Source organism: Rhodococcus triatomae (assembly GCF_014217785.1).
In the GTDB taxonomy this organism is placed as follows: Bacteria; Actinomycetota; Actinomycetes; order Mycobacteriales; family Mycobacteriaceae; genus Rhodococcus_F; species Rhodococcus_F triatomae.
The window spans coordinates 1,327,491-1,351,229 of the sequence record NZ_CP048814.1; the positions used below are offsets into that span (position 1 = coordinate 1,327,491).

Annotated in this window: 22 protein-coding genes and 2 riboswitches; of the genes, 14 read left to right on the top strand and 8 right to left on the bottom strand. The window is 68.9% G+C overall.

Translation table 11 applies throughout. The features are described from left to right. The first annotated feature begins 253 nt into the window (after window positions 1-253). The 5 genes from G4H71_RS06240 to metE all read left to right on the top strand — a co-directional run bounded on the left by G4H71_RS06240 (window position 254) and on the right by metE (window position 6,431). Window positions 254-664 (top strand): VOC family protein, encoded by a 411-nt coding sequence (locus G4H71_RS06240; protein WP_072736099.1) that lies wholly within the window; start codon window positions 254-256, stop codon window positions 662-664. 209 nt (window positions 665-873) lie between these two features. Further along, window positions 874-1,917 carry an ABC transporter substrate-binding protein gene (locus G4H71_RS06245; protein ID WP_072736100.1) on the top strand — a complete coding sequence of 348 codons (1,044 nt, stop codon included), beginning with the start codon at window positions 874-876 and terminating at the stop codon, window positions 1,915-1,917. Between the two features lie 65 nt (window positions 1,918-1,982). Continuing rightward, the gene (locus G4H71_RS06250) at window positions 1,983-2,972 is read left to right on the top strand and encodes a FecCD family ABC transporter permease (RefSeq protein WP_072736101.1); all 990 of its coding nucleotides are present in this window, start codon (window positions 1,983-1,985) and stop codon (window positions 2,970-2,972) included. Further along, window positions 2,969-3,733: an ABC transporter ATP-binding protein gene (locus tag G4H71_RS06255; protein ID WP_072736102.1), complete on the top strand. Its 765-nt coding sequence runs from the start codon at window positions 2,969-2,971 to the stop codon at window positions 3,731-3,733. The genes G4H71_RS06250 and G4H71_RS06255 overlap by 4 nt, the downstream gene beginning before the upstream one ends. Window positions 3,734-3,829: 96 nt before the next feature. Beyond that, window positions 3,830-4,040: riboswitch (cobalamin riboswitch) on the top strand. A gap of 126 nt (window positions 4,041-4,166) precedes the next feature. Then, a complete protein-coding gene (gene metE / locus G4H71_RS06260; RefSeq protein ID WP_072736337.1) occupies window positions 4,167-6,431 on the top strand; it encodes a 5-methyltetrahydropteroyltriglutamate--homocysteine S-methyltransferase in 2,265 nt (754 codons plus the stop codon). A 202-nt stretch (window positions 6,432-6,633) separates the two neighbouring features. On the opposite strand, the gene G4H71_RS06265 is transcribed toward metE, so the two are convergent. Continuing rightward, window positions 6,634-9,063, bottom strand: coding sequence for an ATP-dependent Clp protease ATP-binding subunit (locus G4H71_RS06265; RefSeq protein WP_072736103.1), 2,430 nt, complete (start codon window positions 9,061-9,063; stop codon window positions 6,634-6,636). A 167-nt stretch (window positions 9,064-9,230) separates the two neighbouring features. Further along, window positions 9,231-9,809 (bottom strand): TetR/AcrR family transcriptional regulator, encoded by a 579-nt coding sequence (locus tag G4H71_RS06270; RefSeq protein ID WP_083342809.1) that lies wholly within the window; start codon window positions 9,807-9,809, stop codon window positions 9,231-9,233. Between the two features lie 86 nt (window positions 9,810-9,895). Here G4H71_RS06270 and G4H71_RS06275 point away from each other — a divergent pair, with 86 nt between their 5' ends. The 3 genes from G4H71_RS06275 (at window position 9,896) to G4H71_RS06285 (ending at window position 12,457) form a co-directional block, all read left to right on the top strand. Then, a complete protein-coding gene (locus tag G4H71_RS06275; RefSeq protein ID WP_072736105.1) occupies window positions 9,896-10,933 on the top strand; it encodes a beta-ketoacyl-ACP synthase III in 1,038 nt (345 codons plus the stop codon). Between the two features lie 82 nt (window positions 10,934-11,015). Beyond that, a complete protein-coding gene (locus G4H71_RS06280; RefSeq protein ID WP_072736106.1) occupies window positions 11,016-11,594 on the top strand; it encodes a carboxymuconolactone decarboxylase family protein in 579 nt (192 codons plus the stop codon). After that, complete coding sequence (locus G4H71_RS06285; RefSeq protein WP_072736107.1) at window positions 11,591-12,457, top strand: RNA polymerase sigma-70 factor; 867 nt, start codon at window positions 11,591-11,593, stop codon at window positions 12,455-12,457. Before G4H71_RS06280 ends, G4H71_RS06285 begins: the two co-directional genes overlap by 4 nt. A gap of 3 nt (window positions 12,458-12,460) precedes the next feature. On the opposite strand, the gene G4H71_RS06290 is transcribed toward G4H71_RS06285, so the two are convergent. After that, the gene (locus tag G4H71_RS06290; protein WP_072736338.1) at window positions 12,461-13,072 is read right to left on the bottom strand and encodes a TMEM175 family protein; all 612 of its coding nucleotides are present in this window, start codon (window positions 13,070-13,072) and stop codon (window positions 12,461-12,463) included. 88 nt (window positions 13,073-13,160) lie between these two features. On the opposite strand from G4H71_RS06290, the gene G4H71_RS06295 reads away from it, so the two are divergent. Further along, window positions 13,161-13,628: a MarR family winged helix-turn-helix transcriptional regulator gene (locus G4H71_RS06295; protein ID WP_072736339.1), complete on the top strand. Its 468-nt coding sequence runs from the start codon at window positions 13,161-13,163 to the stop codon at window positions 13,626-13,628. After that, on the top strand, window positions 13,625-14,047 hold the full coding sequence (locus G4H71_RS06300; RefSeq protein WP_072736108.1) for an organic hydroperoxide resistance protein: 423 nt from the start codon (window positions 13,625-13,627) through the stop codon (window positions 14,045-14,047). Before G4H71_RS06295 ends, G4H71_RS06300 begins: the two co-directional genes overlap by 4 nt. 90 nt (window positions 14,048-14,137) lie before the next feature. Here the strand turns inward: G4H71_RS06300 and G4H71_RS06305 are convergent, their stop codons facing one another. The 4 genes from G4H71_RS06305 to G4H71_RS06320 form a co-directional block, all read right to left on the bottom strand. After that, entirely contained in the window at window positions 14,138-15,418 is a 1,281-nt protein-coding gene (locus G4H71_RS06305) for an LLM class flavin-dependent oxidoreductase (RefSeq protein WP_072736109.1), read from the bottom strand. 1 nt (window position 15,419) lies between these two features. Next, complete coding sequence (locus G4H71_RS06310; RefSeq protein ID WP_072736110.1) at window positions 15,420-16,184, bottom strand: 3-oxoacyl-ACP reductase; 765 nt, start codon at window positions 16,182-16,184, stop codon at window positions 15,420-15,422. A 62-nt stretch (window positions 16,185-16,246) separates the two neighbouring features. Next, window positions 16,247-16,342: riboswitch (TPP riboswitch) on the bottom strand. A gap of 30 nt (window positions 16,343-16,372) precedes the next feature. Further along, window positions 16,373-17,251, bottom strand: a complete 879-nt coding sequence (locus G4H71_RS06315) for an oxidoreductase (RefSeq protein ID WP_072736111.1) — start codon at window positions 17,249-17,251, stop codon at window positions 16,373-16,375. 40 nt (window positions 17,252-17,291) lie between these two features. After that, window positions 17,292-18,275, bottom strand: a complete 984-nt coding sequence (locus G4H71_RS06320) for an alpha/beta hydrolase (RefSeq protein ID WP_072736112.1) — start codon at window positions 18,273-18,275, stop codon at window positions 17,292-17,294. A gap of 171 nt (window positions 18,276-18,446) precedes the next feature. Between G4H71_RS06320 and G4H71_RS06325 the strand changes: the two genes are divergently transcribed. Genes G4H71_RS06325 through G4H71_RS06340 form a run of 4 tightly spaced genes read left to right on the top strand, consistent with a single transcriptional unit; the run spans window position 18,447 to window position 23,042 of the window. Then, on the top strand, window positions 18,447-19,370 hold the full coding sequence (locus G4H71_RS06325; RefSeq protein WP_072736113.1) for a pseudouridine synthase: 924 nt from the start codon (window positions 18,447-18,449) through the stop codon (window positions 19,368-19,370). A 48-nt stretch (window positions 19,371-19,418) separates the two neighbouring features. Next, window positions 19,419-20,963 (top strand): CYTH and CHAD domain-containing protein, encoded by a 1,545-nt coding sequence (locus G4H71_RS06330; protein WP_072736114.1) that lies wholly within the window; start codon window positions 19,419-19,421, stop codon window positions 20,961-20,963. Between the two features lie 41 nt (window positions 20,964-21,004). Continuing rightward, window positions 21,005-21,895: a universal stress protein gene (locus tag G4H71_RS06335; protein WP_072736115.1), complete on the top strand. Its 891-nt coding sequence runs from the start codon at window positions 21,005-21,007 to the stop codon at window positions 21,893-21,895. Between the two features lie 55 nt (window positions 21,896-21,950). Then, a complete protein-coding gene (locus tag G4H71_RS06340) occupies window positions 21,951-23,042 on the top strand; it encodes a lysylphosphatidylglycerol synthase transmembrane domain-containing protein (RefSeq protein ID WP_072736340.1) in 1,092 nt (363 codons plus the stop codon). Window positions 23,043-23,064: 22 nt separating this feature from the next. On the opposite strand, the gene G4H71_RS06345 is transcribed toward G4H71_RS06340, so the two are convergent. Beyond that, on the bottom strand, window positions 23,065-23,721 hold the full coding sequence (locus tag G4H71_RS06345) for a TetR family transcriptional regulator (protein ID WP_072736116.1): 657 nt from the start codon (window positions 23,719-23,721) through the stop codon (window positions 23,065-23,067). Window positions 23,722-23,739 lie beyond the last annotated feature (18 nt).

Sequence of the window (23,739 nt, forward strand, 5' to 3'; positions counted from 1 at the left end):
CCAGCGAGCCGGCTGTCCGGCTCGGGGTGGAAGAAGTCAGCGCGTGGTTACGCCGACCGACCCACCCGGGGCCGGCCTGCTAAACCAGAAATAGGTCGCTGACACGTCGGCCACTGTACACGAGGGCTCGCCCACGGCGGTGGGCTCGTTACGCGTGGGCGATGACTTCCGGGGGTATTCGAGGTCCGTATAGACAGACGGATCCCCTCGGGCACCCACCCGAGGGCCCCACCCTCGGACGACGGAGACGACGATGACCGTGCGACTCAACCCCTACCTGTCCTTCCGTAGCTCGGCACGAGAAGCGATGGAGTTCTACCGGTCCGTTCTGGGCGGGACCCTCGAGCTGACCACCTTCGGCGAGGCCGGGATCACCGACTACCCCGGCGAGGAAGGCAAGGTCATGCACTCGATGCTCACCACGGACCTGGGGCTGATCCTCATGGGCGCCGACACCCCCGAGGTCATGGAACAGACCGCGGGCACCAACTTCGCGGTCTCCCTCAGCGGCGACGACGACCCGACGCTGCGGGGCTACTGGACGGCACTCGCCGAGGACGCGACGGACGTGATGGGGCTCGACACCGCGCCGTGGGGCGACTCCTTCGGCATGCTCACCGACAAGTTCGGGATCCCGTGGATGGTGAACATCGGCGCATCCTGAGGAACGAGACCGCCCTCGACACCACGACGCGGTGTCCGCCGGATAGGCTGCGATGACCGCTTCGGCGGTCTACCTGCGGCGAGGGAATCCGGTGCGAATCCGGGGCTGACGCGCAACGGTGACGCCCGCTCGGGCGGAGCCCGAATGCTCGCTGACGGTATCCATGCTGTCGGCTCCGCGTTCGAGCCCCGAGCGAGGAGAGTTCCTCCATGCACGCCTTCCTTCGTCGCACCGCCGTGACGACCGCTGCCCTGCTGGCCGTCGCCGGCTGCTCCACCGGTTCCTCGGAGGTGGACGAGCCGAGCTCACCCGGCGGGTCGCACTCGCACTTCCCCCTCACCCTGGAGAACTGCGGCCGCGAGGTGACGATCGATGCTCCCCCCGAGCGCGCGGTGTCCCTGAACCAGGGCTCCACGGAGATTCTGCTGTCGCTCGGACTGGCGGACCGGATGGTCGGCACCGCCACCTGGACGGACCCGGTCCGCGAGAACCTGGCCGCCGACAACCGGACGGTTCCGCGTCTCGCCGACGACAAGCCCTCGCTCGAGGTCGTGCTCGACACCGAACCGGACTTCGTGTCCGCCTCGTTCGGCGGCACGCTCGGTCCGGGCGGTGTGGCCGACCGTGACCTGTTCGACCAGCTGGGTGTGCCCACCTATCTGTCGCCGACGGACTGCGACGGCAAGACGTCGGACAGTGTCAACGCGGACGGCGCCCGCACGGAACCACTCACGATGGACACCATCCATCGGGAGATCCGGGATCTGGCGGCGATCTTCGACGTCCGTGAGCGCGGCGAGGAGTTCGTCGCCGAACTGCGGGAGCGGTTCGATGCCGCCGCACGCGGGATCGCCGCCGCCGGGACGTCGCTGGGCTTCTGGTTCGCCGACCTGCGCACCCCCTATATGGCGGAGTGCTGCGGCTCGTCCGGGATCATCACCGAATCGGTAGGCGCGAGCAACGTCTTCGCGGACACCACCGACGAATGGCCACAGGTCTCCTGGGAGACCATCCTCGATCGCGACCCCACGGCACTGGTGCTCGCGGACCTCAGTCGCCGCAGCATCGAGGGCGACGCGCTCGAGAGCAAGATCGCGTTCCTCGAATCCGATCCGGTCGCCTCACAGCTGACGGCGGTCCGCGAAGGACGCTACATCGTGATCCACGGCGCCGACCTCAACCCGTCGATCCGTACGGTCGACGGAATCGAGAAAACTGCTGCAGCACTGCGTGACTGGGAGATGGACGGGTGATCGACCAGGCGACCTCCACTCCGGTCGCCCCGCGGCGCCGGGCACGACCTGCCTTCGCGACGGCAATGGCCGCCGGGCTCGTCGTCCTGGTGCTGTCCGTGGCGCTCGCCGTCACCCTGGGACCGGCGGATCTTTCGGTGCGCGACGTCTATGCGGTCATCCTCGAACACCTCGGGCTCGCGGAGGCCGGAGTGACCCGGCTGCAGGACGCGATCGTCTGGCAGTTGCGGCTGCCCCGAACGCTTCTGGCCGCCGTGTGCGGGGCCGGGCTGGCCCTGTGTGGGGCGATCATGCAGTCGCTGCTGCGCAACCCGCTCGCCGATCCGTTCGTCCTCGGCATCTCGTCGGGTGCGTCCACCGGCGCGGTTCTCGTCGTCGTACTCGGGCTCGGCGGCGGAATCCTGTCGCTGTCGACCGGCGCCTTCCTCGGTGCCGCGGTGTCGTTCACCCTGGTGATGCTGCTGGCCGCGGGCGCGGGCGGCGGCACCTCACGCGTCATCCTGGCGGGCGTCGCAGGCACCCAGTTGTTCTCGGCGCTCACCTCGTTCATCGTCATCTCCTCCGCCGACGCCGAACAGACGCGGGGCGTGCTGTTCTGGCTGCTCGGATCGCTCAGCGGCGCCGGATGGGACGACGTCGCGCTGTGCGCATCCGTCTTCGCCGTCGGGCTGGTGGTCTGCTACCTCCATGCGTCCGCGCTGGACGCATTCACCTTCGGCAACGACGCCGCAGCAGCGCTCGGCGTCTCGGTCCCCAGGGTGCGTGCCGTCCTCTTCACGATCACCGCGCTCATCACCGCGGTGCTCGTCAGCGCCGCCGGGGCGATCGGGTTCGTCGGCCTCGTGCTGCCACACGCCGCACGTTTCCTCGTCGGGCCGAGCCACCATCGGCTGCTCCCGGCGACCGTGCTGGCCGGCGCGATCTTCATGGTGTGGGTGGACGCGATCGCCCGAACCGTCTTCGAGCCGCAGGAGATCCCGGTCGGCGTGGTCACCGCCCTCATCGGTGTCCCCGCGTTCGCGGTGATCCTGTTCCGGATGCGGAGCAGCCGATGACGCTGTCCGCGGAACGGATCTCACTCTCGCTCGGTGGCCGCAGCATCCTCGACTCGGTGACCTTCGCCGCCGGTGCGGGCGAGACGATCGGGCTGCTCGGCCCGAACGGATCCGGCAAGTCGACGCTGCTGCGTGTCCTCGCCGGAATCCGCAGGCCCGACTCCGGCCGGGTGGAACTCGACGGAGAGGATGTGCAGGGAATGCGCAGAGCGCGGATCGCCCGGCGCATCGCCGTCGTCAGCCAGCACTCCGACACCGAGGTCGACGTCACCGTCGAGGACGTGGTGCGGCTCGGACGTATCCCGCACCGTGGGATCTTCGGATCGGACGAGGCCGGAGACGCCGAGGCGGTGGAAGCCGCGCTCCTCGCAACCGGTACCGACGGACTGCGGGGACGCCGGTGGAGCACCCTGTCCGGCGGTGAACGGCAGCGCACCCAGATCGCGCGGGCACTCGCCCAGCAGCCGACCGAACTGCTCCTCGACGAGCCCACCAATCATCTCGACATCGCCCACCAACTCGACATCCTCGCCCTGGTCCGGGAGTTGCCGTTGACGAGTGTCGTCGCATTGCACGATCTCAATCTGGCAGCGATGTTCTGCGATCGCGTGATCGTGCTCGAGCAGGGGGCCGTCGTCGCGGCCGGGACCCCGACCGAGGTGATCGACGAGAGCCTCGTCTCCAGGGTGTACCAGGTCAAGGCGACGGTCACCGCCGATCCCACCGACGGCTATCCGACCGTCCGGTACCGGCCCAGGTGAGAGCCTGCCCGAGTGACGGCATGCCCGGGCCGGGGCCCGCTACCGCTATGCTGGGCCACGCAGCTGGTTCGCCCGGCGCGGTCGTGAGGAGCCCCGAAGACCGGCGTCGGCGTCGAAGCGCACGAGCGATCGTGCGTGAGAGGGAACCCGGTGAGAATCCGGGACTGTCCCGCAGCGGTATGCAGGAACGACCGCCGTCATCTGCACTGGGCCACCTGCCTGGGAAGCGACGGCCAGTAGGTCCGGAGTGTGAGCAACACCCGGGGTGCCTGTGAGTCCGAAGACCTGCCGGCTGTGTCGGATGCGCCGCATCCGGCGGTCCACCGCCTCGTGGAATGGGCGTGTAGACCTGATCGCGGCTGGGTAATTCGGGCTCGACAGGTATACCCGTCTGCCGGTGGTGGCCTTTCGGTTACGCAACTGGAGAAACACCGTGACACTCACCTTCACAGCAACCGTGCTGGGCTCCCCGCGCATCGGTCCTCAGCGCGAACTCAAGCGGGCCGTCGAGTCCTACTGGGCGGGGCGTTCGGATGCCGCCACTCTCGAATCCGTCGCCGAGGGCCTGCGCCGCCGGACGTGGACGCAACTGCGCGATGCCGGCATCGACTCGGTGCCCGTCAACACGTTCTCGTACTACGACCACGTCCTCGACACGGCCGTCATGCTCGGTGCCCTGCCCGAGCGCGTTGCCGGGATCGCCGATCCGCTGGACCGCTACTTCGCCGCGGCCCGAGGCAACGACACGATCGCCCCCCTCGAGATGACCAAGTGGTTCGACACGAACTACCACTACATCGTCCCGGAGATCGCTCCGTCCACCACGTTCGCGCTCGACGCCTCGAAGGTGCTCGGCGAACTGCGTGAGGCACTCGCTCTGGGCATTCCCGCGCGTCCGGTGATCGTCGGCCCGGTGACGTTCCTGCTGCTGTCCAAGCCGGTCGACACGAACGAGCCGCTACTCGGCCGCCTCGGCGAAATCCTGCCGCTGTACGCGGATCTGCTGGGTCGGCTCGCCGAAGCGGGCGCCGAGTGGGTGCAGTTCGACGAGCCCGCGTTGGTCGCCGACCGGAGCGAGGAGGAGATCGCGGCGGCCCGGCGCGCCTACGACCACCTGTCCGGTGTCGACACCCGTCCGGCGATCCTGCTGGCCTCGTACTTCGGCTCGCTCGGTGAGGCGCTGCCCGCGCTCGCGGAGACGGGGGTGGAAGGCATCGCCGTCGATCTGGTCGCCGGGTCCGACAACCTGGCGGGCGTGCCGGCGCTGGCGCACAAGCACGTCGTCGCCGGCGTCGTCGACGGCCGCAACATCTGGCGCACCGACCTGGAGAAGGCGCTGGGGCAGCTGGGCACGCAGCTCGGTTCCGCCGGATCACTCGCCGTGTCCACCTCCTGCTCGCTGCTGCACGTGCCGTACACGCTCGACGCCGAGAGCGGCCTGGACAAGGCACTGCGGTCGTGGCTGGCATTCGGCTCCGAGAAGGTCCGCGAGGTGGTCGCGCTCGCCACCGCGCTCGCCGGTCGACGTGACGAGGTGGAGGACGAGTTCGCGCTCGCGCGCGCCGCGCAGTCCACCCGCGCCAACGACGGACGGCTGCACGACGCCGCGCTGCGGGCCCGGCTGAACGAGATCTCCTCCTCGGACGGCGGCCGCGCGAGCGCCGACGCACGTCGCGAGATCCAGACCGACAAGCTCGGGCTGCCCGTCCTGCCGACCACCACGATCGGGTCCTACCCGCAGACCACCGCGATCCGAGTGGCCCGCGCCGCGCTGCGCAAGGGCGAGATCGACGAGGCCGAGTACATCCGCCGCATGCAGCAGGAAGTCGCGGATGTCGTTGCTCTGCAGGAGAAGCTGGGGCTCGGCGTGCTGGTGCACGGGGAACCCGAGCGCAACGACATGGTGCAGTACTTCGCCGAGCAGCTGGACGGTTTCTTCGCCACCGCCAACGGCTGGGTGCAGAGCTACGGCAGCCGTTGCGTGCGGCCGCCGATCCTGTTCGGCGATGTCCAGCGGCCGCACCCGATGACCGTCGAGTGGTACCGGTACGCGCAGTCCCTCACCGACAAGCCGGTCAAGGGCATGCTCACCGGCCCGGTCACCATCCTCGCGTGGTCGTTCGTGCGGGACGACCAGCCGCTGGCCGACTCGGCCGACCAGGTCGCGCTCGCGATCCGCGACGAGACGATCGATCTCGAGGCCGCCGGGGCTCGCGTCGTCCAGGTCGACGAACCCGCCCTGCGCGAGCTGCTTCCGCTGCGCAAGAAGGACCAGGAGGAGTACCTGAAGTGGTCGGTCGGGTCGTTCCGCCTGGCGACCTCGGGCGTCACCGACGCGACACAGATCCACACCCACCTGTGCTACTCGGAGTTCGGTGAGGTCATCGACGCCATCGCCGGCCTCGATGCCGACGTCACGTCCATCGAGGCGGCCCGCTCGCGTATGGAGGTGCTCGACGACCTCAACGCCGTCGGTTTCGATCTCGGTGTGGGCCCCGGTGTCTACGACATCCACTCCCCCCGGGTCCCGAGCGTCGACGAGATCGCCGAGTCGCTCCGCGCTGCTCTGAAGGCGGTTCCGGCACAGCGGCTGTGGGTCAACCCCGACTGCGGCCTGAAGACGCGTGGCAACGAAGAGGTGGAAGCGTCCCTGCGCAACCTCGTCGCCGCCACCGAACGGGTCCGCGCCGAACTGTGAGCTGCTGGCACGATGTCACATCGGTTCGTTCAGATCGAACCGATGTGACATCGTGCCGCCAAAGGGGTTTCGGCCGGACGTGACAGGGGGACGTCGGGCCCGCCCACTACAGGTGAAGGCGCGGCACCGGTTCACCGGTGCCGCGCCTTCCTCCGTGTGCTGACGCCCCGTGCGCCCATGCGACCTTGCAGGTCGAGTGCGCCTATGCGACCTGCAGGTCGAGCTCCCCGTCCTCGACGTCGACGGTGACCTTGCCGCCCTCGAGGATCAGGTCGTCGAGCAGCATGTCGGCGATCCGATCGTCGACCACCCGCTGGATGGACCGGCGGAGCGGACGGGCCCCGAACTCGGGCTGGTGCCCGTGCTCGGCGATCCAGTCGACCGCGGCGTCACTGAACGTGATCTCGATGCCCTTGTCACCGAGCCGCTTCCGGCTGTCCTCGAGCATGAGGTCGGTGATGCGATGCAGCTGATCGGTGTCGAGCTTGCGGAACATCACGATCTCGTCGATCCGGTTCAGGAACTCCGGCCGCATCGACTCGCGCAGCCGGGCCATCACCCGGTCGCGCAGCGGCTTCTCGGCCGCGGCCTCATCGCCCGTGGTGAAGCCGAGGGCACCGCCCTTGCTCGAGATGATGTCCGAACCCAGGTTGCTGGTCATGATCAGCACGGTGTTCTTGAAGTCCACCGTGCGGCCGTGACCGTCCGTCAGCCGCCCGTCGTCGAGCACCTGGAGCAGGGTGTTGAACACGTCCGGATGCGCCTTCTCGATCTCGTCGAGCAGCACCACCGAGTAGGGGTTGCGTCGCACCTGTTCGGTGAGCTGGCCCGCCTCGTCGTACCCGACGTACCCCGGAGGGGCGCCGACGAGCCGTGAGACGGTGTGGCGTTCGCCGAACTCACTCATGTCGAAGCGGATCATCTTGTTCTCGTCACCGAACAGCGCCGCCGCGAGCGACTTCGCGAGCTCGGTCTTGCCGACACCCGTCGGGCCGAGGAACAGGAAGCTGCCGACCGGGCGATCCGGGTCGCTCATGCCGACTCGGGAACGGCGCACGGCGCGGGCAATGGCCCGGACGGCATCGTCCTGGCCGACGACGCGGCGGTGCAGTTCGTCCTCGAGCAGGCGCAGGCGTTCCTTCTCCTCCTGCGTCATCTGGCTGGCCGGGATACCGGTGGCCCGCGCGACGACCTCGGCGATCAGCTCCGCGGTCACCTCGGGAGTGTCCACGGACACGGATTCCGGGGCACCGTCGATTCGCTTCTGCAGCTTGCCGATTCGGTCCCGCAACTCCGACGCCTGCTCGTAGGCCTCGTCGGCGACCGCCTGCTCCTTGTCCTTCTCGAGCTGCTCGAGTTCGGCCCGCAACGCCTCGGTGTCCACCTTCGGGGACCGCAGCGACAGCCGGGCACCCGCCTGGTCGATGAGGTCGATGGCCTTGTCCGGCAGGAACCGGTCGCCGATGTAGCGGTGCGACAGGTCGACGGCGGCGACGATCGCCTCGTCGGTGTACCGGACCCCGTGATGCTCCTCGTACCGGTCGCGCAGACCGGACAGGATGGTCACGGCATCCTCGACCGTGGGCTCCTCGACCATCACCGGCTGGAACCGGCGCTCGAGGGCGGAGTCCTTCTCGATGTACTTGCGGTACTCGTCGAGTGTGGTGGCACCCACGATGTGCAGGTCCCCACGAGCGAGCTTCGGCTTGAGGATGTTTCCGGCATCCATCGCACCTTCCGCTCCCGCACCGGCCCCGGCGATCGTGTGCATCTCGTCGATGAACACGATGAGTTCGCCCTTGTGCGCGGTGATCTCGTCGACCAGCTTGGTCAGCCGCTCCTCGAAGTCGCCGCGGTAGCGGGTGCCGGAGACCATGGCCGACATCTCCAGCTGGACGAGGCGCTTGCCGATCAGACGCTCCGGGACGTCCTCGTCGACGATGCGCTGGGCCAGGCCCTCGACGATCGCCGTCTTGCCGACGCCGGCCTCACCGATGAGAACGGGGTTGTTCTTGGTGCGGCGGGAGAGGATCTCGACGGTCTGCTCGATTTCGAGGGCACGACCGATCACCGGGTCGATCTCGCCGGCGCGGGCGCGCTCGGTGAGATCGACGCCGTACTGATCCAGTGTGGGCGTCTCGCTGGCCGCCTCCGGTTCACCCGGGCCCGCCTGGACGGCGCGCTGCAGCGATTCGGGTGTCACGCCGTTCTCGGCCAGCAGCCGCCCGACGGCGTGATCCTGGTCGGAGGCGAAGGCCAGGAACAGGTGTTCCGGGTCGATGTAGGTGGAGCCGAGTGCTCGCGCGAGCTGGTGTCCCTCCAGCAGCGCGGTCTTGAGTGCGGGGCTCAGTGCGGGAGCGGGCGTGGCGAATCCCGTCGGGGTGCGACCCTGGGGCAGCCGCGACTCCGCGGAGTTTGCGACCGCGGCGGGGTCCGCACCGGCGCGCCGCATCAGGCCCGAGACCGGATCCTGCTCCGCCATGACGCGGAGAACGTGCAGCGCATCGAGCTCGGAGTCCCCACGGCCCGCCGCGAAACGTGCGGCGGCGCCCATGAGCTCCTGGGTGGACCGGCTCATGAGCCGGCTGATGTCGATGCGGCCGGGACCCTCGGGCCCGAAGAATGCTGGCATTCCGAAGCCTCCTGAAGAAGTTGAGTGTTACTGACTCAACTAACGTGCTAACCGGTCCATCAATTCCCCGTCAAGAACCGATGTCGCGCGCGGCAGCAGAACTGCAGCTCAGAAGGCATTTTCGGCACCGTGATTCGCGTCACTCGGGCCGGTGAGTCGGCCCGACGTCAGGAGAGGTGGTGGGCCAACAGGACCCGCAGCTGGGTCTGCGCATCGTCGAAGGGCCGACTCGACTCGAGTGCGCGGCTCTGCACGATGGCGCCTTCGATCGCCGAGAGCAGCAGCCCCGCCATCGGGTTCGCGGCCGTTCGCTCGACTCCGGCCGCGATCAAGCCGTCGGCGAGCCGGGTGGTCCAGTCGGTGAACGCCTGACCGGCAGCGGACTTCACAGCTGGGTCCGGCTCGTCCAGCGCGGCCGCCATCATGAACGAGCCCAGCCGGTAGCCGCTGGACTCGAGCGGTTCACGCCAGAACGCGAACAGTTCGTCCAGCCACTGCTCCACCGACGGCGTACCCGGCAGCTTCTCCGCCATCACACCGAGGTGCGACTGCACCAGCCGGGACACGATCCGGGTCGCCGTCTCCACCAGTTCGCCCTTACCCGCGGGGAAGTGCTGGTACAGAGAGTTGCGCGAGGTGTTGCTGCGGGCGAGCAGTTCGGTCAGCCCGGCGGCGTGCACCCCGAACTCCTGCACCATCGGGATAGTGCTCGCGAGCAGGCGAGCGCGCGGTCGTGCCGATGTCACGGGTGCTCCCTCCAAGCGCTTGTGTGGATCGATCGGTTCATGTTAGACCTAGTCGTGAACCGATCGGTTCACATCGAGAGGATGTCATGCCCACCCACATCGCCACCGCCGATCCCGTCGCCCACACGGCCCTCCTGGGTCTCGGGGTGTACCGGCCCCGACGGGTCGTCCCCAACGCCGAGATCGTCGACCGCATCGACTCCTCCGACGAGTGGATCCAGACCCGCTCCGGTATCACCGCTCGCCGCTGGGCCGAGCCCGACGAGACCATCGTCTCCATGAGCGTCGCGGCCGCCCGCGACGCGCTCACCGCGTCGGGTCTCGCGGCCGACCAGATCGACGCGGTCGTACTGGCCACGTCCTCGCAGATGGTGCTGGGGCCGTCGGCGGGCGCGGTGGTCGCCACCGAGCTCGGCATGCACGACACCGCCGCCTACGACGTCTCCGCCGGCTGCGCGGGCTTCTGCTACGCGCTCGGCAACGCCGCGAGCCTCGTCCGCGCGGGCCAGGCACGCCACGTCCTGGTGATCGGTGTGGAGCGGCTGTCCGACCTGCTCGACACGGCCGACCGGACGTGCGCGTTCATCTTCGCCGACGGGGCAGGCGCGGTCGTCGTCGGTCCCGCCGACGCCGAGGGAATCGGCCCCGTCGCGTGGGGCTCGGACGGGACCCAGACCGCGGCGATCAAGCAGGACAAGGACTTCGCCCAGTACTTCGCCGAGGTCGCCGAGGCCGAGGCCACCGGCGGCACCACGGAACGTCCCTACATCCGGATGAACGGCCAGGCGGTATTCCGCTGGGCGGTGACCTTCCTGGAGAAGGCCTGCCGCGACGCGCTGGAGAAGGCCGGTGTCACGGCGGAGGACCTGGACGCGTTCGTGCCGCACCAGGCGAACAGTCGCATCACCGATGCGCTGATCAGGACGCTGGGCCTGCCCGACGCCGTTGCCGTCGCCCGCGACATCGCCGAGTCCGGCAACACCAGTGCGGCGTCGATCCCGATGGCCATGGAACAGCTCCTCCGCTCCGGCGGTGCCCGGCCCGGCGACACCGCGTTGCTGCTCGGCTTCGGTGCCGGGCTGGCCTATGCCGGGCAGGTCGTCCGGCTCCCCTCCATCGCCTGACCCGGGACTTCCGGCCCGGGTGTCACACCCGGGCCGTCGCCGGTGTCTCCATGCCGAGAGCACGTACTCGACAGGAGGAATCATGACCGGCAATACCAGGATCCCGAAGGCAGAGTTGACCGGCGTCTACGGCGCGATGGTCAAGCGGATGTCCCGCAAGATGCTCGGCGAGGTGGCCGAGCCGGTCGAGGTGGCGTGGCACAACCGGAAGGTGCTGAACTTCAGCTTCACCGTCGGCCGCAAGGCGCAGAAGTGGGACCGGTGCGACGAGAACCTGAAGTCGTTCGCCCACATGGCGGTGGCCGGCCTGGTCGGCTGCAGCTTCTGCCTGGACTTCGGCTACTTCCAGGCCCGCAACGACGGGCTCGACCTGACCAAGGCCCGCGAGGTGCCGCGCTGGCGCGAGTCGGACGTGTTCACGTCGCTGGAGCGCGAGGTGCTGGGGTACGCCGAAGCGATGACCCGGACCCCGCCGACCGTCACCGACGAGATGTCCGCGCGCCTGCTCGAACAGCTCGGCGCACCCGCGCTGGTGGAGCTGACGGCATACATCGCGTTGGCGAACTTCATGACCCGCACCAACACCGCCTTCGGCATCGAATCGCAGGGCTTCTCGACTGCGTGTGGCCTGGAGCCGCTCGCCGTACCCTCGACCACATGAGCGACGACCCGTTCGTCACCCACCGCGGCCTGCTCTTCACCGTCGCCTACGAGATGCTCGGCTCCGCCGCCGACGCCGAGGACGTCGTCCAGGAGACCTGGCTGCGGTGGGCGGACGTCGACCGGTCCGAGATTCGTGACCCGCGCGCCTATCTGGTCCGGGTGGTCACCAGACAGGCACTGAACCGGCTCCGCACGGTGTCCCGCCGACGGGAGGAGTACATCGGCGAATGGCTGCCAGAGCCGCTGCTCACCGCTCCCGACGTGGCCGAGGACATCGAACTGGCGGAGAACGTCTCGATCGCGATGCTCACCGTCCTGGAGACCCTCGGCCCGGTCGAGCGGGCCGTGTTCGTACTGCACGAGGTGTTCGAGACGCCGTACCCGGAGATCGCCGAGGCGGTGGGCAAGACGCCGGCCGCGGTCCGGCAGATCGCGCACCGCGCCCGCGAACACGTCGGCGCGCGCCGGCCGCGGATGCGGGTCGACCGAGACCAACAGCAGGCGGCGGTCGAGAAGTTCCTGGCCGCCGTCTCGAACGGCGACGTCCAGGCACTGGTGGAAGTTCTCGCCCCGGACGTGGTGGTGATCGCCGACGGCGGCGGCATCGCGACGGCAGCCCGCAAGCCCATCGTCGGAGCAACCCGGGTTGCGACGTTCCTGGCCAGGTCGGCCGGGATCACGAACTTCGTCGCGACGGCCACCTGGTTGAACGGTATGCCGGCCGCTCGCATCGACGTCCCGGGCACCACCCCCACCGCGGTGAGTCTGGTCGTCGAGGACGGCCGGATCACCCGCATCTACGCCGTGCGCAACCCGCACAAGCTCGGAGGACTGGACACGGTGACGGAACTACGGCGGTGACCGCTACCGCGCAGCGGCCCCGCTCCCGGCCCGGCGCTGCAGCAGCGACTCCATCGGACCGGCCAGGAAGAGCAGCAGCAGACTCAGGTAACCGACGGCATCGACCGCCACGCTGAGCACGAGCGCGACGAGGAACAGGCCGGCGATGACGGCCACCGGCACCACGGACGGTGCGGCGAGCCCGCCGGTCAGCTCCGGGTTTCGCGTCAGCGACCAGGCGATCGCCGTCAGGGCCAGCGCGCTGACCGCCATCGTTCCGATGTACAGCGCGCGGGTCGCGACGTCGTCGGCTCCGTCTGCCGCCAGCGCGGTCGGGAAGGGGAGGAACACGATGGTGAACGCCCAGAAGATGAGGGCGACGTCGAACAGCCGATCGTCCTTCACGACATTGCGCAGCATTCTGTGTTGGCCCCACCAGAATCGGAGGATCACGAGAAAGCTGAGCGCGAAGGCGCCGAGCTGGCCGGCATGATCGCGGAGAAGGTCTGCCGTCCCACCGTCGTGGTCGTTGGCGATGTCGACCAGAGGCAGGATCAGCAAGGTGATCGCGATGGCCACGATCGCATCGACGAAGGTCAGTACGCGGTCCAGGTCCCGTGAGCGTTCCAGCTCCATGAGTGCCGAGCATCCCACGCGGAGCCGAGACGCGAGATCGAATCCAGATACATTGTGCACAACTTGGTTGTGCACTACATTGATGGACGTGATCGACGACCTCGCCCTCGAACGCCAGGTGTGCTTCGCCCTGTACTCGGCGTCCCGTGCCACGACCGCCGCCTACCGGCCGATGCTCGACAACCTGGGGCTCACCTATCCGCAGTACCTGGTCATGCTGGTGCTCTGGGAACACGACGGCAGGGGCGTTCGCGAGATCTGCCGGGCGCTGGACCTCGACACCGGGACCCTGTCGCCACTGCTCAAGAGGCTCGAGAAGCTGGAACTGATCGAACGCACCCGGCAGTCCGACGACGAGCGCCGCGTCGAGATCCGGCTGACATCGGCGGGGACGTCGCTGCGCGAGAAGGCGGCGCCCCTCCCCTCCACACTCGCGTGCGCGACCGGGCTGTCACCCGACGAGCACGTCGCACTGCGGGAGCTGCTGACCCGGCTGACCCGCTCCCTGCGAGACACACCCCGCCCCACCCCGACACACGGAGAAGAGAACGCATGAACATCGTCTACACCGCCGAGGCCCTCGCCACCGGAGCGGGACGCAACGGGCACGCCCGCACCTCCGACGGCCGGCTCGACCTCGAACTGGCGATACCCACCGAGATGGGCGGGTCCGGGGACGGCACCAACCCGGAACAGCTGTTCGCCGCCGGATACGCCGCCTGCTTCCATTCCGCGCTGCAACTCGTCGCCCGCCAGGAGAAGGCGGACGCCACCGATTCCGCGGTCGGGGCACGGGTCGGTATCGGCCCGAACGGTGACGGCGGATTCGGGCTGGCAGTGACCCTCGAAGTCACCCTCCCGAATCTCCCCCACGACGAGGCGCTGGCACTGACGCAGAAAGCCCACCAGGTGTGCCCCTACTCCAACGCCACCCGCGGCAACATCGACGTGACCCTCGAGGTCACCGAAGACTGACCGCCCCCTGCCTCCCCCTACCCTCCCCTACTCGGGTGAAGGTGGCCTTCGACCGGTCTGACCGGTCGAAGGCCACCTTCACCCAGGAGATCAGCCGGCGAGGTGGCCGCGCAGCGTGGCCGCGGTGTACTCGGTGCGGAACAGGCCGCGACGGGCGAGCACCGGGATCACCTCGTCGACGAAGTCCTCCAGATGGTCCGGGTACCGCGGAGGCATGAGGTTGAACCCGTCCGCCGCACCGCTGCGGAACCAGTCCTCGATCTCGTCGGCGATCGACTCGGGCGTCCCGATCATGGTGGCGTGGCCGCCACCGGCCGCGAGCGTTCCCAACAGCTCCCGCACCGTCGGGCGGTCCTTCTCGACGATCGTGAGGATCGTCTGGTACCTGCCCTGGGGACCGGTGAACTCCGACAGCGGCGGGAGTGGAGGAACCGGGGCATCGAGATCCCACGCATGTGCATCCTGCTGCACGAACAGCGACAGCTGATCCAGCGACTGGGCCGTCGGCAGCAACGCGTCGAGTTCGGCCTTCTTCGCCCGCGCCTCCTCGACCGTCGAACCCACGTACGTCACCAGGCCAGGCATCACCGTCACCGCATCCGGATCACGCCCGGCGTCGCGCACCCGTCGCCTCACGTCGCGGCGGTACCCGATTGCCGAATCCTTGTCGTAGGCCACCGAATAGATGCCCTCGGCGCAGCGTGCGGCGAGATCCCGTCCCGGACCCGACGCCCCTGCCTGGAACAGCACCGGCCGCCCCTGCGGTGAGCGCGGGACGGTGAGGGGCCCGTCGACCCGGAAGTGCGCGCCCCGGTGATCGATCGACCGCACCTGGTCCGGATCCGCGAACCGTCCGTTCCGATCGAACTCGAGTGCCTGTTCTCCCCACGAATCCCACAGGGCCAGAGCGACATCGACGAACTCTCCGGCCCGTGCGTAGCGATCCTCGTGGGCAGGCATGGACTCGAGGCCGTAGTTGCGGGCCTCCGCATCGAACATCGACGTCACGACGTTCCACCCGATCCTGCCGCCGCTGATGTGATCGAGCGAGGCCAGCATCCGCGCGGCCGGGAAGGGTTGGGAGAACGTCGTCGAGACGGTGGTGACCAGCCCGACCCGCTCGGTCGCGCGGGCCATCGCCGACAGCGCGGTCAACGGTTCGAGAAACCACCAGGCACCGGCGGCAGGATCGCGCACCGCGTGGCCGTCCGCGAAGAACACCGCGTCGAGCAGGCCCCGCTCCGCGGTCCGGGCCAGTTCCTCGTAGTAGCCGATGTCGCCGAGTCGTTCGGCCGGCGAGTCCGGGTGCCGCCACGCTGCCCCGTGGTGCCCGCATCCCCACAGGAACGCGTTGAAGTGCAACTGCCGCATCTCAGTCCTTCACCAGGCCGCCGTCGACGACCAGGTTCTGGCCGGTCACCGCGCGCGACCACGGCGCGGCGAAGAACAGCACCGCGTCCGCGAACTCGTCGGGTGTGGTGACACTGCGCAGCGGGGTGCTCGTCGCGATGAGGTCGAACACCTCCTCCGGCGTGGCGGCGCTGGCATCGGTCGTGCGCAGCAGCCCCCCGGAGACCATGTTGACGGTGATCCCGTCCGGCCCGAGTTCGCTCGAGAGCGTGCGGGTCAACGACAGCGCCGCCGCCTTCGCGGCCGTGTAGTCGTGGTACGGCACGACGGGATTCTGGAACAGATTGGTACCGACGTTGACGATCCGCCCGAAGCCGGCGGACCGCATGCCCGGCAGCGCCGCCTGCGTCGTGTGGAGCATGCCCTGGACGCTGCCGCGCAGTTGCGCCTCGAACGCGTTCCACCCGATGCTGTCGGCCTTCTCCCTGGCATCACCGTTGAACGAGAACTCCGGCAGCGCGTTGTTGACCACGGTGGTGACGGCGCCACCGAACCGCTCCTGCCCCGCGGCCACCAGTGCGGACACCGACTCGGCGTCCGTCACGTCCCCCTGCACCGCGACGACGCGGTCGGTACCGATCTCCGCGACCAACCGTGCCGCCGCGTCCTCACTGCGATACCAGTTCACCACCACCCGGGCACCCTCGCGGGCGAAGGCCCGGGTGATCGCGGCGCCGAGGCCTCGGGCCCCACCGGTGACCAGCACGATTTGTTCGTCGATACGCATCTCTCGCCTCTTTCACAAGGGCGAAGGAACATCGGCACCCACGAACTCCGCTACCGGAAATCGCCCGCACCACGCGACATCCCTTCGCCGGAATTACCCGGTTCAGGTTCGACGGGTGTGTTCTCAGCCGCCTGGTGGCAGCACCCCGTGTCACTTTCGGCGCCCAGTGTAGGCGCACCGGTTCGCGTTCAGTCGAAGGGGAACGCCACCCCGGTGAACTGCTGCGACAACGTCCACAACCCCGCGGCCTTCGCGACGTCGTGCGACTTCTTGTTGGAGGAGACGACGTGCGGGTAGCCGCGTTGCTCCATGAATCCATCCGGTCCGAGATAGGTACCGCCCGCGACGCTCGGCACCGTCGCCGCATACAGCAACGGCAGCGCACCCATCTCGGCGGACTGGGCCAGGAAACGGTTGCCGAGTGCCATCACCCGGTCCTGGATCGACTCGGTGTGCGCCTGGAGGTTGGTCGAGGCGTACCCGGGGTGCGAGGCCACCGACTTCACCGAGGAACCCGAGGCGGTCAGACGACGCTGCAACTCGTAGGCGAAGAGCAGATTGGCGAGCTTGGACTGCCCGTAGGCGGCCCACCGCGAGTACCGCCGGCGAGTCCAGTTGAGGTCGTCGAGATCGACGCTGCCGATCTGATGCAGTCCACTCGACATCGTCACGACCCGATCGGTCACCTTGTCGATCAGGTGGCCGGTGAGCGCGAAATGGCCGAGATGGTTGGTGCCGATCTGCATCTCGAAACCGTCGACCGTGCGCCGCAGCGGCAGCGCCATCACGCCGGCGTTGTTCACCAGCACGTCGACCTCGTCGATTCCGTCGGCGAACTCCCGGATCGACGCCAGGTCCGCGAGGTCGAGCTTGCGGACCTCCGCGTTGTCACCGATCGAGCGCGCGACCCTCTCCCCCTTCTCGGTGTCCCGGCAGGCGAGCACGACGTGCGCGCCCGCCTTCCCGAGAGCGCGGGCGGCGACCTCGCCGAGCCCACTGTTGGCGCCGGTGACCACGAAGGTCCGGCCCTGCTGATCGTCGATGTCCGCGGCTGTCCACTGGGTCATGCGCCCCAGCGTACGGACGTCTTCCCGGATGCGGCAGGGCTCAGGCGCCGATCGAGGCCTTCAGCATCGGCAACATCCTCCACAGCTGGTCCTGCCAGTACGGCCAGCTGTGCGTGCCCACCGGCGGGTAGTCGTAGTGGGCGCCGATACCCATGATCGCGAGCTGGACCTCGAACGAGCGGGTGTTGGCCAGCGACAACGCTTCCAAGCCCATTCCGGTGGCGGTGTTGAAGTAGTCGATCGGGGTGACCGGCTGGTTGTGCGGGCCCGGCAGACCGCTGCCCGCGGAGATCCACATCGGCAGACCGCGCAACCGCTCGGCCTGGACCAGCGGGTCGTGGCGCAGCCACGCCGGATCCCACGGCGGTCCCCACATCGCGTCGGCGTTGAAACGTCCGGCGTCGAGCATCGCGATGCGGATCGCCTCCCGCATACCCGGCGCCGAGAGGTTGAGGTATCCCGACATCGCCCCGGCGAAGCGGAACTTGTCCCGGTGGTGCGCCGCCAGGATCAACGCCGCGTTACCGCCCATCGACAGGCCGACCACGGCGTTGCTGCTGCGGTCGATCCCGTACCGGGCAGCCAGATGATTCGGCAGGTTCTGGGTGAGGAACGACTCCCACTTGTACGTGTACGGCTGGTTGGTGAAGTTGTTGGGTGCGTACCAGTCGGCATAGAAGCTGGACTCGCCGCCGACCGGCATGATCACGTTGACTCCGTGGTCGGAGAGCCACGCGGCGTTGGTCTCGTGCTCCCAACCGCTGACGTCGTTGGTGGCGCGAAGTCCGTCGAGCAGGTAGACGGCCTTGTTGCTGCCGTTGTTCGCCAGCCACATCCGCACCTTGATGTGCCCGACACCGCCGGGCGCGGGCACCCAGTCCTCACGGAAACGGTCGTACGGGTGAGCCGCGGCCGTGGCGGTACCTGCGAGCATCAACGCAGCCGGCGCGATCAGCACCGCGACGAGTAGCTGCACGAGTACGCGGAGCCGCGCACTCCCACGCTTCTTCGCAACTGTGCCCATTGGATCAGCCTCCTGACAGACGTCCCCGAGCCGGGTGTGCCACGTCACGGTATATCCCGGCACAGTCAGCACATCGGGTCACACACAGAATTGTTACCAACTCGGCGACGTCCGGGAGGGCCTTCGGAGGCTCGATTTCCGCCTGACCGGCGGCGGGGTACCGTCGACCCCATGTCCCGTGCGCCGTTGCCGCTTCGTGACGGCCTCGGACCGTCCCGAGTGCGCCTGCCCGACGAGGGCACGTGGCAGACGATCCTGGAACACCTGGTGGACCGATTCCCCGCGGACGAGCAGCGATTGCGGGAGAAGGTCGCCGCAGGAGAGGTGGTCGACGAGAGCGGGCGGCCGATCGGCACCGACACCGCGTTCCGGCCCCGTTCTGCGGTGTTCCTCCACCGGGACCCGCCGGTGGAGACGAGGATCCCCTTCGAGATCGAGATCCTGTACCGCGACGACGACATCGTCGTCGTCGACAAGCCGCATTTCCTCGCCACCATGCCGCGGGGCGGATTCGTGGCGGAATCGGTGCTGGTACGGCTACGGCGGGAGTGGGACCTGCCGGACGCGAGTCCCGCACACCGGCTCGACCGCCTCACCGCAGGGGTACTCCTGTTCACCGTCCGGCCCGCGGTCCGCGGCGCCTATCAGCAGCTGTTCGAGCAGCGCCGGACGGACAAGACGTACGAGGCGATCGCGCGCCACGACCCCGATCTCACGCTGCCCGCCGGCGTCCGCAGTCACATCGTCAAGACACCGGGCACCCTCCAGGCCTTCGAGGTGGACCGCGAACCCAACAGCGAGAGCCTGATCGAACGCCTCGACGTCCGGGGCGAATTCGCCCGCTACCGCCTGACACCGAGAACCGGGAAGACCCACCAGCTCCGCGTGCACATGAACTCCCTCGGGATCGCCCTGCACGGTGACCCGCTCTACCCGCGGATCGACGACGTTGCGCCGGACGACTATTCGTGCCCGCTCCGGCTGCTGTCGCGGTCCCTGTCGTTCACCGACCCGCTCTCCGGTCGCCGCCGCGAGTTCACCAGCACGCGCACCCTGGCCTGGCCGGACGAGGAGCCGGGCCGAACGCGACGCTAGGGCCCTCGTTCCCTTTCGCCCGGTGCGGAAACTGGGCAGGATGAGGTCATGAGCCGAGCCGACGCCCCCACCGTCCTGCGGGAAACCGAACGCAAGTACGACGCGACGTCGGAACAGAGTCTCCCCAGCCTGTCCGGGTTGCCGGGTGCCGCGGGCGATCCCCACGTCGACAGCGTGCAGCTGTCCGCGCTCTACTACGACACCGCCGATCATCGCCTGCTGGCGGCGGGGATCACGCTGCGTCGCCGCGAGGGCGGCGAGGACGCGGGCTGGCACCTGAAGATCCCCGCCGGGGGCGACACCCGATCGGAATGGCACTCCCCCGGCGCCGAGGACGAGACCGGCAACGGTGACGACGTCCCGGAAGCGCTGGTCCATCTCGTCCGCGGTGTCACCCGTGGACACCCGATCGTGCCGATCGCACTGATCACCACCGACCGGCAGCGGCACCGCGTCGTCGACACCGAGGGCGCGCCGTTGGTGGAGGTGGTCTCCGACGTGGTCGTCAGCGCCGGCGGCAGCGGCGCCGACGAGGAACTGGTGTGGCGCGAGATCGAGGTGGAGGAAGCCCCGGACGGGCACGAGACCGCGGATGCGATCGACGCCCGCCTGTGTGAGGCGGGATTCGTCCGCTCCGCCTTCCCCTCGAAGCTCAGCCGGGCTGTCGGTGCCGCCGCCCCGACAGCCGATGCCGCGCCGGGCTCCGGGACACCGGACGCGCGGGAGCTGTTGCGGCGCTATGTCGCCGACCACGCGCAGTCGCTGTCGACGGCGGATCTGGCACTGCGGGCGGACCCGCGGGCCTCGGTACATGCCTTCCGGGTAGCCTCCCGGCGGGTGCGCAGCGCCCTGCAGACCTCCGCGAAGCGTCTCGATCTCGAGGCGGCGGCCGGGCCACTCGTCGACGAACTCCGCTGGGCCGGTCAGAAACTCGGAGATGCACGGGATATCGAGGTGCAGTGGAAGCGGCTGGTGGACCGTCTCGACGACCTCGACGACGTCCCGGACCGCGAAGCCGTGCGCGCCCGGATCGACGAGTACTTCTCGTCACTGGAGGCGACCGCCCGCGAACAGATCGCGGACACCCTCGACTCGGCCCGATACCTCGAGTTCCGCGACGCCCTCGACACCTTCGCCGCCCAGCTCTCGACCGGCGTGATCGGGAGGACGCGGCCCGCGAAGTCGGTGCGCAAGGACCTCCGACGCCTCACCCACTCGGTCGATTCCCGGGTCCGAGCCGTCCGGCGAGCATCGGACCGCACCGAGCGGGACGAGAGAATTCACCGAGTCCGCAAGGGCGCCAAGAAGCTCCGGTACGCCCTCGAACTGAGCCGGCCCTACACCGGCAAGAACGCCAAGCGCGCGGTACGCAAGCTCACCGGCCTCCAGGACCTCCTGGGCGAACACCAGGACTCCGTGGTCGCCGCCGAGCATCTGCGTGTGATGTCCGATTCCCAGGACCATTCCACGATCGTCGGCTTCGGACTCGGGATGGTGTACCGGCGCGAACTCGACCTCACCGATCAGCTGTCGAGCCGAGTGCGCAGCGAATGGCGTACCGCCCGCAAAGCGGCCCGCAAGATCTGGCGATGAGGCACTCTGACAGCCACCCCCGTCGGGAAGGAACCGAGGTCATGAACGCTCCGGCTCATCGCCACCACGTCGTGGTCGGCGTCGACGGATCCGATACTTCGACCGGAGCCGCACTGTGGGCTGCCGCGCTCGCGTCCACCTGGGGGTGCACCCTGGTCGTCGCCCATGCGATACCCCAGGACGGCACCCGCTACAGTCCCGCGGCGGTACTGGCCGAGTCCCAGTTCATCAGTCAACTCCGTGAGGACGCGGAAGCGATCGTCGACGCCGCACTCGCCGCCGTACGCGAGGCGTATCCCAGCGTGGACGTGCAGCATTCGGTCGGTGCCGGACCCGCGGGAGCATTCCTCGTGGATGCGGCCGCCCACGCCCGGGCCGTGGTCCTCGGATCGACCGGGTCCGGCGCTTTCCGCTCGCTGCTGCTCGGTTCCACGGCACTGCACGTCGCGAACCGGGCGCCGTGCCCCGTCACCGTGTGGCGCGGCACCCACACCCACCCGGACTCGTCCCCCGTGGTCGTCGGCGTCGACGGCAGCGACCTCAGTTCCGCCGCCGTCGACTCCGCATTCGAGTTCGCGTCGTTCTTCGACGCCCCGATCGTGGCCGTGCACACCTGGCAGGGCTCGCCGTCTCTCGGCGCCGGGGGCACCGGCCTGCTCGTGGACTGGGACACCGTCGCACAGGAGGAGGAGGCCCTCCTCGGTGAACGACTGTCCGGGACGGCCGAGCAGTACCCCGACGTTCCGGTGCGTCGGGTCGCGGAACAGGGCGGATCGGCCGACACGATCCTGCGCGAGGCGGCCGGCGCCCAGCTGATCGTGGTCGGCAGCCACGGCCGCGGCCCGCTTCTCGGTGCGATGATGGGATCCACCAGCCAGAACATCCTGCACCACGCCCGCTGTTCGGTCACCGTGTGCCGACAACAGGACTGACCGCGCCGGTCCGAAACACGGCAGTGCGAGCCACTCCGCTGGTGTAATGGGTGCGATGACGGACAGCGATCCCGAGCACCCGGCCGATCCCGAACCTCCGGCTCCCCGGCGCCGGTGGCGCCGGGCCCGAATCGTCCTCGGTGTCCTGCTCGTCGTCGTCCTCACCGTCGAGGTCGTACTGATCTGGCCCGAACTGTCCGACAGCGTACGCACTCTCGGGCACATCTCGTGGCCGTGGATGGTCGCCGCGGTACTGGCCTCACTGGCGTCGATGTGGAGCTTCGCGAGAGTGCAGAGAACGCTGCTCGGGGTGGGCGGCGTCCACATCCGTCAGCGCGATTCGCTGGCCGTCGCGTTCGCGGCCAACTCGATGAGCGTGACCCTGCCGGGCGGTCCGGTACTGGCGACGACGTTCACCTACCGGCGCACCCGGATCTGGGGCGCCACCCCGGTCGTCGCGACCTGGCAGCTGGTCATGGCCGGCGCCCTGCAGGCGATCGGCCTGGCACTGATCGGGGTCTCGGGCGCCCTGCTCGTCGGGGCGCGCACCAATCCGTTCTCGCTGATCTTCACGGTCGGTGCGGTGTTCGCGTTCCTCGTCCTCGCGCAGTACGCCGCCTCCCGACCCGACGCGCTCGAGGGCATCGGGATCACGGCCGTCAAGGCGCTCAACTGGATCCGGAAGAAGCCCCCGCTGAACGGGGTGCGGCGATGGAAGCGGATCGTCGACCAGATCGGGGCGGTGCGAATGAACCGCACCGATGCCACCCGGTCGCTCGGCTGGTCTCTGTTGAACTGGATCACCGATGCCAGCTGCCTGGCTTTCGCGTGCTACGCGATCGGTGGGTTTCCTGCGCTCGCCGGCCTCGCCGTCGCGTATGCCGCGGGGAACACCGCACGCTCGGCCATTCCCCTGCTCCCGGCCGGTCTCGGCGTGATGGACGCGGTTCTGGTTCCGGCGTTGACCGCGGCGGGACTGACCGGCGCCCAGGCGGTCTCGGCGGTCGTCATCTACCGACTGGTCAGCTTCCTCCTCATGGCGGTGATCGGCTGGATCGTCTTCGCCGTCAGATTCCGCGGTTCCGAGGAGGAGGACCCGATGCGGGACGGCGACGGACCCGACATCGAGCCGCTGTGGGGAAAGTAGGGCTCTCGTCCCAGGCCCGAGATCAGCCCCCGAGTCGGCGGAACACCAGGCGCACCGCCGAGGCGAGGTGCTCCAGGACATCCTCCGCCGACATCCGCCCGGCCACCCACGACACGAGCGTCGACATCCAGACGTCGCCGATGACGCGCACCGCGTTGAGCTGCACCGGCGACAGCTCCGCGGCCCCGATCGCCTTTCCGAACATCTGGCCCATCAGCGCACCGATCGCATCCAGTTCGGCGGACGCCGACGCATCGGCGAACATGTAGGCACGCACCATCGCCTCGTACCTCGGATGATCGCGTTCGAGAACCGTCGTGTTCTTCTGCAGGATGAACAGGATCCGCTCCGACGGGGTGTCGCCCGGGATCTCGGCCTGCTCGAGCCTGGCCCGCATCCCCTCGAATGCGATGAGCATGCCCATCACCAGCAGGTGGTTCTTCGACGGGAAGTAGCGGTACACGGTGCCGAGGGCGACGCCGGCCCGGTCGGCCACCGCACGCATCTGCACGGCGTCGTAGCCGCCTTCACTCGCCAGCTCCATCGCGGAATCGACGATGCGTCGATAGCGCTCGCGCTGCGAGGGCTTGGCGTCGCGAGATGGTAGTTCACCGTCCCGGAGCAGTGACAACAGACCGTCGCGGCCGACTGCCGCCGGTGTTCCTTCGACACTCTCCATGGCCGCCCACTATACGGT

Coding starts and splice junctions, on each gene's coding strand:
- G4H71_RS06300 (WP_072736108.1), top strand. CDS start 13,625: ATGAACATCGTCTACACCGCCGAGGCCCTCGCCACCGGAGCGGGACGC.
- G4H71_RS06340 (WP_072736340.1), top strand. CDS start 21,951: ATGACGGACAGCGATCCCGAGCACCCGGCCGATCCCGAACCTCCGGCT.
- G4H71_RS06280 (WP_072736106.1), top strand. CDS start 11,016: ATGACCGGCAATACCAGGATCCCGAAGGCAGAGTTGACCGGCGTCTAC.
- G4H71_RS06345 (WP_072736116.1), bottom strand. CDS start 23,721: ATGGAGAGTGTCGAAGGAACACCGGCGGCAGTCGGCCGCGACGGTCTG.
- G4H71_RS06290 (WP_072736338.1), bottom strand. CDS start 13,072: ATGGAGCTGGAACGCTCACGGGACCTGGACCGCGTACTGACCTTCGTC.
- G4H71_RS06250 (WP_072736101.1), top strand. CDS start 1,983: ATGGCCGCCGGGCTCGTCGTCCTGGTGCTGTCCGTGGCGCTCGCCGTC.
- G4H71_RS06325 (WP_072736113.1), top strand. CDS start 18,447: ATGTCCCGTGCGCCGTTGCCGCTTCGTGACGGCCTCGGACCGTCCCGA.
- G4H71_RS06255 (WP_072736102.1), top strand. CDS start 2,969: ATGACGCTGTCCGCGGAACGGATCTCACTCTCGCTCGGTGGCCGCAGC.
- G4H71_RS06335 (WP_072736115.1), top strand. CDS start 21,005: ATGAACGCTCCGGCTCATCGCCACCACGTCGTGGTCGGCGTCGACGGA.
- G4H71_RS06320 (WP_072736112.1), bottom strand. CDS start 18,275: ATGGGCACAGTTGCGAAGAAGCGTGGGAGTGCGCGGCTCCGCGTACTC.
- G4H71_RS06245 (WP_072736100.1), top strand. CDS start 874: ATGCACGCCTTCCTTCGTCGCACCGCCGTGACGACCGCTGCCCTGCTG.
- G4H71_RS06240 (WP_072736099.1), top strand. CDS start 254: ATGACCGTGCGACTCAACCCCTACCTGTCCTTCCGTAGCTCGGCACGA.
- G4H71_RS06285 (WP_072736107.1), top strand. CDS start 11,591: ATGAGCGACGACCCGTTCGTCACCCACCGCGGCCTGCTCTTCACCGTC.
- G4H71_RS06275 (WP_072736105.1), top strand. CDS start 9,896: ATGCCCACCCACATCGCCACCGCCGATCCCGTCGCCCACACGGCCCTC.
- G4H71_RS06305 (WP_072736109.1), bottom strand. CDS start 15,418: ATGCGGCAGTTGCACTTCAACGCGTTCCTGTGGGGATGCGGGCACCAC.
- G4H71_RS06315 (WP_072736111.1), bottom strand. CDS start 17,251: ATGACCCAGTGGACAGCCGCGGACATCGACGATCAGCAGGGCCGGACC.
- G4H71_RS06330 (WP_072736114.1), top strand. CDS start 19,419: ATGAGCCGAGCCGACGCCCCCACCGTCCTGCGGGAAACCGAACGCAAG.
- G4H71_RS06310 (WP_072736110.1), bottom strand. CDS start 16,184: ATGCGTATCGACGAACAAATCGTGCTGGTCACCGGTGGGGCCCGAGGC.
- G4H71_RS06265 (WP_072736103.1), bottom strand. CDS start 9,063: ATGCCAGCATTCTTCGGGCCCGAGGGTCCCGGCCGCATCGACATCAGC.